The sequence below is a fragment of the uncultured Proteiniphilum sp. genome (assembly GCF_937873925.1).
In the GTDB taxonomy this organism is placed as follows: Bacteria; Bacteroidota; Bacteroidia; order Bacteroidales; family Dysgonomonadaceae; genus Proteiniphilum.
In genome coordinates this window covers 1-13,893 of the sequence record NZ_CALNAT010000171.1, presented here as the reverse complement: position 1 = coordinate 13,893, position 13,893 = coordinate 1, and the positions used below count along the sequence as shown (strand labels likewise).

General features: G+C 44.3%; 8 protein-coding genes. All 8 read right to left on the bottom strand.

The features are described 5' to 3' along the window. Nucleotides 1–285: 285 nt before the first annotated feature. On the bottom strand, nt 286–2,580 hold the full coding sequence (locus Q0502_RS11810) for a GH92 family glycosyl hydrolase (RefSeq protein ID WP_298650952.1): 2,295 nt from the start codon (nt 2,578–2,580) through the stop codon (nt 286–288). 25 nt (nt 2,581–2,605) lie between these two features. Then, the gene (locus Q0502_RS11805; RefSeq protein WP_298650950.1) at nt 2,606–4,054 is read right to left on the bottom strand and encodes a glycoside hydrolase family 125 protein; all 1,449 of its coding nucleotides are present in this window, start codon (nt 4,052–4,054) and stop codon (nt 2,606–2,608) included. 367 nt (nt 4,055–4,421) lie between these two features. Beyond that, on the bottom strand, nt 4,422–6,317 hold the full coding sequence (locus Q0502_RS11800) for a RagB/SusD family nutrient uptake outer membrane protein (protein WP_298650949.1): 1,896 nt from the start codon (nt 6,315–6,317) through the stop codon (nt 4,422–4,424). 14 nt (nt 6,318–6,331) lie between these two features. Next, nucleotides 6,332–9,829, bottom strand: a complete 3,498-nt coding sequence (locus Q0502_RS11795) for a TonB-dependent receptor (RefSeq protein ID WP_298650947.1) — start codon at nt 9,827–9,829, stop codon at nt 6,332–6,334. A gap of 280 nt (nt 9,830–10,109) precedes the next feature. Continuing rightward, a complete protein-coding gene (locus tag Q0502_RS11790; protein WP_298650945.1) occupies nt 10,110–11,078 on the bottom strand; it encodes a FecR family protein in 969 nt (322 codons plus the stop codon). Nucleotides 11,079–11,163: 85 nt separating this feature from the next. After that, nucleotides 11,164–11,724, bottom strand: a complete 561-nt coding sequence (locus tag Q0502_RS11785) for an RNA polymerase sigma-70 factor (RefSeq protein ID WP_298650943.1) — start codon at nt 11,722–11,724, stop codon at nt 11,164–11,166. A 450-nt stretch (nt 11,725–12,174) separates the two neighbouring features. Then, nucleotides 12,175–12,651 carry an Lrp/AsnC ligand binding domain-containing protein gene (locus Q0502_RS11780; protein ID WP_298650941.1) on the bottom strand — a complete coding sequence of 159 codons (477 nt, stop codon included), beginning with the start codon at nt 12,649–12,651 and terminating at the stop codon, nt 12,175–12,177. A 24-nt stretch (nt 12,652–12,675) separates the two neighbouring features. Further along, the coding region (locus tag Q0502_RS11775; RefSeq protein ID WP_298650940.1) for a DUF1015 domain-containing protein at nt 12,676–13,893 on the bottom strand (1,218 nt) is incomplete at its 5' end.

The window sequence follows — 13,893 nt, the reverse complement described above, 5'->3', positions numbered from 1 at the left end:
GTCCTGTCTCCGCAACTATCGGACAAGGGCCGGCTTTCCTATCGAAAGCCGGCTTTTTTATATGGAGAGCCGGCTTTTTTGTGTCCAGGGTATAAGAATAGGGGGTCAATCCGGATTCATTTACTAACTATTCACCGGACACCCAAACCAGTTGAAATAAGCATTTGCCTTACTCCCTCCCCCATGAATCATCGAGAAGCATTTTACCTGCACGGCACACCAAAAAAGTGCCGGAACAACATACATGTTGCTCCGGCACTTTTCGTTTTCAGTCAAAAAATCTGTTTATTTCTTTTCGTTCGAGAACGAATACGGAAAATCGGACTTATTGATGCCGCGTGTTTTATTGGGTGTGGCAGACATAGAGAAGTCGATTTTGGCCCCGTTCATCAACTGATCGTGCGTAAAGAAGTTCTTGGTATACTTCTTTCCGTTTAACCTGATATCGGACACGTACCTCGTCTCACGACTGTTATCCGGCGCATTGATCTCAAAGGTATTCCCGTTTTCCAGATGAACGGTCATCTTGTTGAACAGCGGAGAACCGATCACATACTGGTCGCTACCCGGACAAACCGGATAGAACCCGAGTGCCGAAAAGACATACCAGGCCGAGGTCTGCCCGTTGTCCTCATCACCGCAGTAGCCGTCGGGATAAGGTGTATAGAGTTTATCCATCACCTTGCGCGCCCAGTATTGGGTTTTCCACGGTTCGCCCGCATAGTTGTAGAGATAGACCATATGCTGAATGGGCTGATTGCCATGGGCGTACTGTCCCATGTTCATCACCTGCATCTCACGGATCTCATGAATGACTCCCCCGTAATAGCTATCGTCGAACACGGGAGGCATCACAAATACAGAATCCAGCATGCCGGTAAAGGCCTGCTTGCCCCCCATCAGGTCGATCAATCCCTGCGGATCGTGGAAGACCGACCAGGTGTAGTGCCAGCTATTCCCTTCTGTAAAAGCATCTCCCCATTTTGTAGGGCTGAAAGGGGACTGGAAAGAACCGTCTTTATTGCGTCCGCGCATCAGTTTATATTCCGGCGAATAAAGGTTACGGTAGTTCTGGCTCCGTTTGGCGAACCGGTCGATTTCCTCCTGGGGACGATTCAACGCCTTGGCCAGTTTATAGATAGTCCAGTCGGCATAGGCATATTCCAGCGTACGTGCCGCATTTTCATGGATCTTTACATCATAGGGAACATAGCCTAATGTATTGTAATATTCATGGCCTAAACGTCCGGTGGAAGATACTTTGGGATGTACATTTTCGGTACCGTGCAGCATCGCCTGATAGAGTGTTTCAATATCATAGCCGCGCAACCCTTTCAGGTAGGCGTCAGCTACCACCGAAGCCGAATTGTTGCCGATCATGATACCGCGATGGCCGGGACTTGCCCACTCGGGTAGAAACCCGCTCTCCTTATAGGTATTGATCAACCCCTGCTGTATCTCTGTGTTCACCGATGGGTACATCAGGTTCAACAGCGGGAACAGCGCACGGAATGTATCCCAGAATCCGGTATCGGTGTACATATAGCCGGGAAGCACCTCGCCGTTGTAGGGGCTGTAATGGATGATATTTCCCGCCGCATCGATCTCGTAGAATTTACGGGGGAACAGCGTAGATCGGTAGAGGGTGGAATAGAGCGTACGTCTCTGATCAAGGTCGCCGCCCTCGATCTCTATTTTTCCGAGGACTTTATTCCAGGCGTCCCGCCCTTCCTGCTTCACCGTTTCAAAATCTTTTCCCGTCACCTCTTTCAGGTTTTGCCAGGCTTGCTCATAACTGATGAAAGAGGAAGCCACTTTCGCAATCACCTTTTCACCCCGCCGGACAGAGAAGCCTATAAAGGCTCCGGTATGGTTTGCTTCCGCCTTATTACCCTGCTGCCGGATCTCTCCATCTTCTACTACCTGTTTATATTGAAACGGCTTGTCGAACACGACTACAAAATAATTTCTGAAATTTTCCGGCACACCTCCGCTGTTGCGCGTGGTATAACCGATGATAGCATTCTTTTCGGGCAGGATCTCCACTGCCGATCCCCTGTCGAATGCATCTACCAGCACATAGGCCTTCTCCGTTTCAGGGAATGTAAAACGGAAGATGGCGGCCCGTTCGGTCGGTGTGATCTCCGTAGTGATATCATAATCGGCCAGATAAGCGCTATAATAATAAGGTTTTGCCACTTCGCCCTTGTGCGAATACCAACTGGCCCTTTTTTCCTGATCGAATTCCATCCTGTCCGTCATTGGAAAAATGGAGAATTGTCCGTAATCATTCATCCAGGGACTGGGCTGATGGGTCTGCTTGAATCCGTTCAGTTTGTAATCGGTATACGCATACTGCCAGCCATTGCCGATCTTGCGGGTCTGAGGCGTCCAGAAATTCATCCCCCAGGGGACTGCTATGGCCGGATAGGTATTCCCGTGCGACAGGGCAAACTCGGACATGGTTCCCATCAGGATGTTCACCTCATCGACCGGACTACTCTTCGATTGTGCTGCTACCCTCCCGGTATATATCACAGACAGCAGTAGGACGGCCGTAATAACAAATAGTTTTCTCATGTTTCCTTTTTTATCGGTTTTCTTTTTATATCGAGTTGACTAAATCCATTTTCCCTTTACCTTCCAGGTCTACGATCAGTTCACCAAACAGGGTATTTACCCAGGCAAACCAACTCCGGGTGAATTTAGCCGGATTGTCCTTATGGAACGACTCATGCATAAAGCCTGTATCTGCATCCGTATCGCGCAGCATTTGCAGGCAATGCAGGATCTCCTCGTCACTGTCGCTGGTTTGTGCACGCATAATGATACTCATCGGCCAGACCATATCATATCCGATATGCGGGCCTCCGATCCCCTCTCCCGCCGTTCCTTTGAAGAAATAGGGATTGTCTTTGCTCCACACCAGTTTCCGCGTATTCCGGTAGATCGGATCATTCTGTGCGATAGAATCCAGATAGGGCATTGCCAGTAAACTGGGTATATTGGCATCATCCATAAAATAGGTATTACCAAAGCCATCCACTTCAAAAGCATACACTTTTCCATATTTGGGATGCTCTACAATCGCATATTGCTGAAGCGCATTGTTCACCTCGTCGCCCAGCGCCTTGCTTTCGGCTGCCAGTGTGTCATCTCCGACAACTTTCCCGGCAATCTCAGCGATCTGCTTCAGTGAGGTGACGGCAAAAAAGTTGGACGGAACAAGAAACTGGAAGGTTGTGGCGTCGTCCGAGGGGCGGAACGTAGAGACGATCAATCCCACCGGATTGACCGGATTACCATATCCGTCGTTGTTCACTGTATCCAATTGGCGTTCCGTGACCCGTTGAAATTTATAAGGACCAAGACCCTCTTTGCGCTGCTGCTCTTTGAATGTTTTTATCACGAGTCCCATCGCCTTTTTCCAGTCGGCATCGAAAACGGAAGTGTCGCCCGTCGTCTTCCAGTAATTGTAAGCGAGCCTTACGGGGTAACAGAGCGAATCGATCTCCCACTTACGTTCATGCAACATCGGCTTCATTTCTGTGCGGTCGCTTAGCCAGTGCCCTTCCGGATTGGGTTCGGCATAGAAAGCATTGGCATAAGGATCGATCAGGATACATTGCGTTTGACGGTTAATCACCCCTGCAATCAGTTGCTTCAGTTTTGCATCTGACTTTGTAAGCGGCAGGTAAGGCCATACCTGTGCCGATGAATCGCGGAGCCACATGGCATCGATATCGCCGGTGATCACGAAAGTATCGGGCCTGCCGTTTTTCATACTGAAGTTTACCGTTGTATCCAGCGTATTGGGAAAACAGTTCTCAAACATCCATGCCAGTTTCGGGTCTTTTATTTTTGCTTTCACTCTTGTAATAGTCTGTTCTACAGCAACCGAAGTAAAATGCCGGGCACCCGTTGCGGGACGGTTGGAAACAAATTGTTTCTTCACGGCTGATCCTCTCGCCGATGAGGCAGCCCAGGCAGGATGAACGGCCAACGCGGTTAGTCCTACGGCGGTTTTTTTTATAAAATTTCTACGTGTTGTCATAATCATGAGAGTTATTATAATATTTTGGTTGGATTTGAAAATTCTAAACAAATACGAAAAACAACGAGTGGACTACACCGTTATTTCCTCCTAGAGGAACGATTTGAAAAACGGGGACTAAAATAGAAGTTCCTGCGAAGGTACGCAACTATTTTATCCCTATATTCACATTTGATTGTATTTATTAATATTTTGAAACATCTGCTTACCCATACGCATCAAAAAAGTCACTATCACGATTTCTTTCCCCGATTGATCCACCGGATTAAAGGGTGGAATTCTTTTAATAAAAAAATAAGGTTGTCCAAAATTCATATCGTTATTCGGACAACCTTATTTATAGTTGCATTATGACGTTATTAAGTCCTTACCATCCCGGATTTTGTACCAATCCCGGAGTTCGTCTTAATTCATCCGTCATGATGGGAAAGAGATAATGCCTTGGCGTTTCGAACACACGACCTTCCTGAATTTCAAACCGTTGCATTTTATATTTTTTACCATTCACTTCTATTTCCCCATTTTCATCTTCCACGGGTCTCATTCCATGAGACCAACGTTGCGTTTTGGGATAGGGCCAGCTATCTGCATTTACATAAGCATTTTCAAGAGCGATTTCTGTCGGATCATCAGGCTCCAGATATAACCGGGCGTGCCATATACGATGATTCTCATAGAACAATTCCACACGACGTTCCCTTTGTATATACTCGTTCATCAACTCTTTATCCGTTTCTGCCTCCGGCGGAATGGGAGCCATAAAAGAACGTGCGCGTATTTCATTCAGTATAGTATAGATCTCTTCATTGGGGCCGGTCGTCTCATTTACAGCTTCGCAATAGATATACATTATCTCGGGAAGACGCCAAATAGCGGGACCGTTGATTATATGGGATCCGTCCCCCCTGGTCCATCCGTCCTTGTAAAATTTACGTAAATAATAACCTGTGTGGGATGCGTTGCCAAGATAGCTTCCGCTTACAGCATCGTTTCCTTCAGCGGTATTTAACGTTGTGCTCCGATAAACAGAACCATGGTAACGGATATCCCGGTAAAAACGGGGATCCCGCCGGACGCTTTCATACGGATTCCCATCATCATATCCGTCTGAGGCGGCCCTGTCGGCATATATAGGATACCCATACCCATCCGGAGCAATATACTCATACTCATCCACTTGTTGCTGAAGGGGCCGCTGTCTCGCATGTCCTCCCTGCGACGGGGGCAACACATCTCCCGACCAGCCGGTATCCTTGTCCCTTGTTACAAACCAAACCCATTCGCTCTGGATTGCATCCATATCAAAGAACATATTCCATAAACGCCGATGGACTTTACTCTCGCTTGTATTATTGTTGTTGAGGTCCCCGAAATCGGTTCCATCATATTTCGCATACAAAGAATAACGCAATCCCCCGCTGTTATCTTTGGCCTCCATCACCGCTTTTGCTGCCGTTTTAGCAGCTTCCCATCTACTTGGATCATATCCGTATTCATCTTTGTATAACCGTGTATCGTTCGGGAAATTCCCGCCGTTATACATAGGTGTGGCGGCAATCCATCTTGCCATGGCTTTCAATCCGAGACAGGCTCCCTGATCTACACGACCGAAATCCTGTCCTCCGTTAAAGGCTGCAACCCTGGCATATGCCTCATCGGCATCGGCGCAAATACGTTCCACTATTTCATGTGCCGATAATTGGGTGAATGACATATCACCATCAGGATTGACTACATAATCAACATAGGGAACTTCGCCATAAGCACGTAACAACAAAAAGTGGAGGTACCCACGCAGAAAATACGTTTCCCCGACCCTCTTTACAATATCCCCTTCCCGTCCCATTTGCGGATTATCAGGCGTGTTGTATTTTTCCACGCCTTCCAGTATGATATTTGCTTTCCGGATCTTAGTATACAGATCCCACCAATATTGACCTACACTGCTGCGATCAGGCATTCCCTGAGAGGGACCGTAATTACCTATATGAAACTGATGCGGGATAGCGGCTTCGTGGCTACTGGCACTGCATTCATCTGTAATAGCAGCAGTACCGAAGTGATTGAAATATATGAGCGGTTTATTGGCTGATTTAGCTCCTTCATACAAATCTGTAACCAACTGATTTACGTAATCAAAACGGGTGAATACCTCCTGTTCGTTTACTTTATCGTCCGGCATTCTGTCTAAATAATCATCACATCCCGTGAATAGAAGAGACATAGATGCTATTAATCCGGCAAATAACTTTATCTTGTTCATTGTTTTTATCTGTATTAATAAGTTATATCTATTCCAAAATTGAAGATACGTTGTACGGGATACCAGGAACCGTCGCCGCTCCTTGTTTCGGGATCAACGTCAACCTCTTTGAGATTATCCAATGTAAACAGATTCATTCCCTGTACATAGACTCTTACATTTTGTAATCCGGCGAATCTGATCGCTTTTCCCGGCAAAGAGTATCCGATTTCAAAATTTTTCAATCGCAGGTACGATGCATCATATAAGAACAAACTACTTTGTCCGTTCTTATTGTTATTATTGGCTCCGATAGTAAGACGCGGATAAGTAGCGGTATCCTTCGTCCCTTCCGTCCACCGGTTAAGATGCATGGGTTTTACTTTACCCGTCTGATCTTGCTCATACGCCGGAAAATCCCATACTGCCGCACCGTTCAAAAGCACACTGCTGTTCGTCGCACCCTGGAACAAAACGCTCAAATCCAACCCTTTGTATTGTATTCCCAAAGGGACTCCGAATTGTATTTCCGGAGTTCTTGGGTATCCCATATTCATGCGGTCTCCTTCATCATCGATTCTGTCGTCACCGTTCAGATCCTTATAGACGACATCCCCGGGATAGAGGTTGCCCCACGGTTGAAATCCGTTACCGCTGTTCATGGCATTCAGACGATCGGCATCCTCCTGATCATAGACAAAACGGTCGAATACATATACAAAATGTTCATCAATACGTTTACCGGTATTTCTCCGGTATTCCTCATCATAAGGGATTTCATTCATGAACTTTATTTTGTTGCGCGCAAAAGTGAAATTCGGTCTGATATAGTATCTTATATCTCTTCCTATACGTCCGTTCCATCCTATTTCAAAATCAATACCACGGTTCTCTACAATCCCTGAGTTGATAAAGGGAGCATCTTTTCCTACAATATCGGGAAATCCCAGTTTATCCCCTCCGCTTAAGCTGGTGATGATATCATAGCGATACTCATCGAAATAATCAACGGAAAAATTCAATCGCTGCCTGAAGAGTGAAGCATCGATACCGATATTCAGTTTCCGGGCCTTCTCCCAGGTAAGATTCGGATTGGCAAAATTACCTTCCCGTAACCCGCTGAGTCCGCTTCCAAACTCGTTTATACCAAAACTGTATCCGCTACCGCCTACGTAAAATTGCAGATAAGCAAAGCGATCGTCATTGGAATCCGATATTTTATCGCTTCCCACTAATCCGTACGATCCTCTGAGTTTAAGATTGTCCAGCCAGTTTTTCGTGCCGTCCATAAACGATTCTTCAGAAACTACCCATCCTACTGAACCGGCAGGGAACGTTCCGTATCGTTTACCGGGAGCGAAATTCTCTGATCCGTTATATCCGATATTGAATTCTGCCAGGTATTTATTCTCAAAAGCATAGGTCATCCTTCCCGTTATACCTTGATAACGGTATTCCACCCTGTTGTCGTAACTGCGTGTGGAGCGGTTAAATAAAACCAGGCCCGACACATCATGTTGTCCTCCGAACTGACGCAGGTATTCCAGCTTTAACTGATAATAGGTCTTACTCTGCGCAGCGTTATGGCTTAAACTGTTCCCTATTGTCTCATCGGTATCATACCAGGGATTACCCAATATATATCGGCCTTCATAAGAGGGATTATTCATATAGAACGCACCGTTATTTCCTTCCGCCGGCTGAAAGGTGGCATACCGGCCATAATTCGCGTAACCGTCTGCACGCGTTTCAAGCACCCTTCTTATCCAACGTCCTTCTTCGGCATCATAAGAAAATATACCTTCTATTTTTAAGCCTTCGGTAATAAAATCCAGCTTATGTCCTAATGCAAAAGAACCGTTCAAAAAAGTTTTCTTTTCATTTAAATAACCGGTACGCGATAATTCACCCAATATATTGTAACGATGTAAAAAATCACCATACAACAAACCATAGGGATTATTCAACACATAGGTCTCATTTTCCGGATTTTTGTTATCAGGCAGGGTTATAGGCAGATAGGGCGGCTGAGTATTGGCAATGGCTACCACTCTCGAAGCAGTGGTTCCGGGTGCGTTCCTGTCCGTAATACGCGCGCCAAGATCTACTTTCACATAAAAATCTTTGGTAATATCCACATCTACGTTCGCACGGAAATTATAGCGTTTGAATACCGCCTGGGTATCGTATTGTGTTAAATTCGTATGCTTATAATTACCACTTTGCTCATAGTAATTCCCCATCACAAAATAACGCGCCTGGTTCGATCCGCCCCTGACAGAAAGGCTGTAATCCTGCTGGATCCCCGGCTTAAAAGCATACTCGAAATAATCCCAGTTATATCCCAAACCATCCGAATTATCTCCTTTAGCTTTCCTGAAGTTTTCTATGGATTGTTCTGAAAACAGCGTAAGAGAGGAGGGATCGGTATTCGGGTTACTGTTTATCATCGCTTCATTATAAAGCGTGGCGTAATCGGCCGAACCCAAATACTGGGGAAATTTCACCGGATGATTCGTTCCCACGGAAGCTTTAAAATTCACTGTAGCCTTTTCCTGGGCCTGTCCCCGTTTTGTTGTTACAATAATAACACCGTTAGCGCCTCTGATACCGTAAGCGGCAGTAGCAGACGCATCTTTAAGTATTGTAAAAGTCTCTATCTCTTCCGCAGACAAATAACTCATATCTCTCTCAACACCGTCAACGATTATAATAGGGGACTTATCTCCATATGTTCCCATACCCCGAATATTGACATCGGCCACATCCACTCCCGGCTCTCCTCCATTGAATTGATTGACCATTAACCCGGGCATACGCCCTGCTAAAGCGTTATTGATGTTTGCCGTAGGGCTCTGCTTCAGGTCTTTCGTGGTTATAGTCGCCACCGAACCGGTGATGGTTGCTCTTCTTTGTGTGGTATAACCGACCACCACCACCTCTTCCAATGCTTTGCTGTCTTCCACTAATTGCACGGTTATACGATCCCTTCCTCCAAGCGCTACTTCCTGCGGCTGAAAACCTACAAAAGAAAATACCAGGGTTGCATTCGCATAAGGAACTTCGAGCCTGAAATTACCGTCAATATCCGTAATGGTTCCTGCATCGATTCCTTTTACCCGTATATTGACACCGGGAAGAGGGTCTCCCAAATAATCAGTGACGATTCCTGTCACGACTGGTCCCGATTGACGTATGGAAGCAACATTTTCCTGCTTTTTAACCAAAAGAATATTTTTCCCTTCTATTTTTGATTCAATATCCGTGTTGAAAAAAATATCCTCCAGCACCTTGTCAATAGACTCATTATTAGCACTCACTGAAACTTCCCTATGGGTATTGATCTCATCGGAACTGTAAACAAATAAATAATCTGTCTGCTTTTCTATTTCCGCCAGCACATCTATAACAGGCTTATTATTAACCGTTAAACTCACCTTTACATCCTGAGAATTTGCACTCAGGGAACACGTGAATAAAGTAAATATGAGAAGTACCGATACACGTATATTATGTGTGCAGAGCCTTCTCATTTTCTTAAAAATGCTCACTCTTTTCCTATTAATATGTTCCATTATTCATTAAATTAATGTTAGATTATTAATAATTAGTCGTCTTACTCATGCTCTTACATTCTGACAAAACATCTCTTATTCCATAGGCATTCATTTAATTATAATTGTTTTACCCTCCTGATGCATTTCATATGATTATTTTATTTTTTTATTTGCAGATATGGGAATATTTACGATGAGCTAAATGAGCAGAAAGCAAACTTGCCTGAACTGTGCCATAGTGAGCAAATATCTCACTTTAGTGAACGCGCAGGCTATCATGTTCTTTTATGTGAATAATATTTTTGCTCGTTTCATATGAAAATTTATTTTGAATCTGAAGTACATTCAGAATGTGCTCAACTCCGTCCTGAATACGGAATTTTCCGGTATATTTTTTATGTTTTTCCACACTATTTTCTTCTATTATGAATTTGATATCGAAGTATTGCTCTAATACCGGTAGTATTTCATAAATGGATTTATCATCAATAAAAAGAATTCCTTCGCGCCACAAAAATTCATCTTTATTAAAAGAGGTTATATTCAGTTTGCTGTCTTTTCCGATAGCCCGCTCATTCGGCTTCAAATACAGGTCTTCCGACGTTTGCTCCGATGTGACCATCACACTTCCTTTTAATAGAGAGGTCTCAAAAGGCTGTGATCCCTCATAAGCACGGACGTTGAATTCCGTCCCCAGTACTTGTATGATATATTCCTGAGTTTCCACCCTGAACGGACGATCGGGATCGGGAGCCACCTCGAAATATCCCTCTCCCGAAAGTCGTACAGCTCTTTCAGTAGGGGTGAAATGAAGAGGAAAAATAAGTGTCGATTTAGAATTAAGCCATACTTTTGTACCGTCGTCCAATACCAATTCGGCGTATTGCCCGGTAGGCACACTCATTTCCTGCATTCCTGTATCGGATTTCCCTATCCTCCATTTGATGTCTTTGTCCGTCACCTCCTGATAAAAATAAAACAGGACCACGGTCAGTATGCATGCGGCCGTAATACGGACAAATAGCCTGAAGTTCCGCTTTTGAGTTTTTTTCCGTACAACAGGAACAACGACTGCATTCCCCCGCCATATGACAATATCATGTAACCGCCTCAACGCTTTGAATTTCTGCTCATTTTTATCTGACTGTCTGATCCATTCAAATACGTCTCTGTTTTCCATTCGATTGGTATCTCCTTCCAGATATTTTTTTAATAAATCGTCCATTTTTTGCAAAAGCAAGTTAAATCATCATCGTTATAACTAGATGACGTATTACACCCCGGCAACCCTAAACAAAAAATGTGTTTTTTTAAAAAACAAAAAGGAAATAAAATAAAGGAAGGTAATCTTTCAGGTTCTTACGAAATAGATTCAAGGCTTTAGTAATATGATATTCAACACTTTTTACACTAATATCCAACTCCGCGGCAATCTCTTTATTGGAATAATTCTCATAACGGCTCAATATAAAAATCCTCCGGGTTTGCGGAGACAACTGGGCCAACGTCGCATCAATTATACTTTGTATTTCTTTGGAAAAGATCAGACTGGGGTCACATTCCTCTAAAGTGGAGATCCGGTAATTCAGTTCCTCGTTATCCACATTGGAATAATCTGCATGAGCTTTATCCCTGACAGCTTTTTTACGCAGATAATCCAACGATTGGTTTTTCAATAAGGTCAATAAATAAGCGGGAATATTTTCAATCTCTTCTTTCTGCAGTTTCTCATATAACTTTATCAACGCTTCCGAGGCGATATCTTCCGCTACATATTTGTCATGAACATAGGATTTAGTAAACAAAAAGGATTTTTTATAATAAGCACTGTATAATTCAGCAAATCTATCCGATGGAAATGTTTTTTTCATTCAATTGTGTAGATAACTTACGATAAAAATATCAAAACTGTTTTTAATCACATCGGATATTCTTTTCTAAATATCTTCAAACGATCCGCATCAACAAAACCTGTGAATTCAATCCGATCTACTATGCTTCCAGGAAATTTTCGATCTATTTCTTACATATCGACAATCTCTTTTTATATTGTCATAATAAGCCGTGCTCTACAAAAGTAAAACAAATATTCCTTTCTTCTAAAAAACGAGGCTGTATATCTTCTATTTTAACAAATTCAGAATAAATAACGAGTGCAGGTATAAAAAGGCAACTTTGATAGGCAGATAAAAATAACGCTCCCGGAAATATGCTCTATAACTATCCGGATATTACGGGACCATAACTTCCGCGACAATAACCGTCGAAAGAATATCAAGCAACCGTCAACAAGACAAATGCAATAAAAGGTTATTCAAAAATCACTCCTTCTTTTCAATAAATTGAATGGGTAGTTTTTTCCGGAACCCTTCTTTAAAACAGATCAATGTCTCGGTCCTTGACAAACCGAGGGGTTGCAATTCCGTGTGGATGATGCGCAACAGATCCTTGTTGTTTTTCGCAAACACCTTGATCAAAACATCGTACTGCCCGGTAGTATAATAACATTCCACCACTTCGGGTATCTTCTCCAGTTCTTTTACAACATACTCAAAGGTCGAGGGAGAGGTGAGAAAGATACCCACATACGCGCAGGTCTCATAGCCGATCTTCTCGGCATCCAGGAGAAACTCGGAGCCTTTGATCACTCCTAATCCGGAAAGTTTTTGTACGCGCTGATGGATGGCCGCACCCGAAACTCCACATGCCCGTGCCACTTCCAGAAAAGGGATACGCGCATTATCCACTATCATCCTGAGAATTTTTTCATCCAGTTCGTCTAATTCATGATGTGCCATAGATCTGTTTTAAATTGAATATTATTAGTGTAATTGATGTATTACCAGTCCCGAACGCAATTTCGGTTCAAACCAGGTGGTTTTGGGAGGCATGATATTGCCCGTATCGGCAATATCCATTAACTGTTTCATGGAGACGGGGTACAAGGCGATGGCGAGTGCCATTTCCCCGCTATCCACCCGTTTCTTCAGTTCTTCCAGGCCGCGGATGCCACCTACGAAATCGATCCGTTTATCACTGCGGAGATCTTTGATACCCAATATCTCATCCAACACCAGGTTGGAGGTGATGGTCACGTCGAGTTGACCGATGGGATCGTTATCGTCGTATATGCCGGGTTTTGCCATCACGCAAAAAGAGCGTCCGTCGAGATAAAGGGAGAATTGATGGAGATGCTGAGGTCTTTGTATCTCCGATCCGGTGGGTTCGACCGCAAAGTTCTTCTCTAATTTTTGTATGAATTCATCAGGGGTGAGTCCATTCAGGTCTTTCACCACCCGGTTATAATCGATAATGGTCAGTTGGCTGCCGGGAAAGCAAACAGCCATAAAATAGTTGTATTCCTCATCCCCCCTGTGATTGGGATTGTTTTTTGCTTTTTCGGCTCCCACAAGCGCTGCGGCTGCGGAACGGTGATGCCCGTCGGCAATGTACATCGCCGGAATAGTCTCGAAGATCTCCGTGATCCGCCGGATAGCCTCTTCTTCCGGTATCAACCAGAAGTGATGCCCTACCCCGTCGGCCGACACGAAATCATATTCGGGTTGGCGGGCCGTGATCCTGTCAACAATCTCATTCAACCCCCTGTTGTCGGGATAGGCGAAGAAAACAGGCTCCATATTGGCATCGGTGACCCGCACATGCTTCATCCGGTCCTCTTCCTTGTCACGGCGGGTCAGTTCATGTTTTTTGATTTTTCCGGTCATGTAATCTTCCACGCAAGCGCCTACCACCAAACCATATTGAGTTTTGCCGTTCATCGTCTGTGCATACACGTAATACATCTCTTTATCATCCTGCACAAGCCAGCGATTGTCCTGAAACTTCCTGAAATTTTCCGCCGCTTTTTCATATACATCCGCGTCGTGTTCATCTTTTCCTGACGGAAAATCGATCTCCGGTTTGATAATACGGTACAATGATTTCTCATTTCCTTCAGCCTCTTTGCGGGCCTCTTGGGAATTCAGCACATCATAGGGGCGTGATGCCACCTCTTTTACCAGGGTTTTCGGCGGGCGAAC

Coding starts and splice junctions, on each gene's coding strand:
- Q0502_RS11785 (WP_298650943.1), bottom strand. CDS start 11,724: ATGAAAAAAACATTTCCATCGGATAGATTTGCTGAATTATACAGTGCT.
- Q0502_RS11795 (WP_298650947.1), bottom strand. CDS start 9,829: ATGAGAAGGCTCTGCACACATAATATACGTGTATCGGTACTTCTCATA.
- Q0502_RS11790 (WP_298650945.1), bottom strand. CDS start 11,078: ATGGACGATTTATTAAAAAAATATCTGGAAGGAGATACCAATCGAATG.
- Q0502_RS11810 (WP_298650952.1), bottom strand. CDS start 2,580: ATGAGAAAACTATTTGTTATTACGGCCGTCCTACTGCTGTCTGTGATA.
- Q0502_RS11780 (WP_298650941.1), bottom strand. CDS start 12,651: ATGGCACATCATGAATTAGACGAACTGGATGAAAAAATTCTCAGGATG.
- Q0502_RS11805 (WP_298650950.1), bottom strand. CDS start 4,054: ATGACAACACGTAGAAATTTTATAAAAAAAACCGCCGTAGGACTAACC.
- Q0502_RS11800 (WP_298650949.1), bottom strand. CDS start 6,317: ATGAACAAGATAAAGTTATTTGCCGGATTAATAGCATCTATGTCTCTT.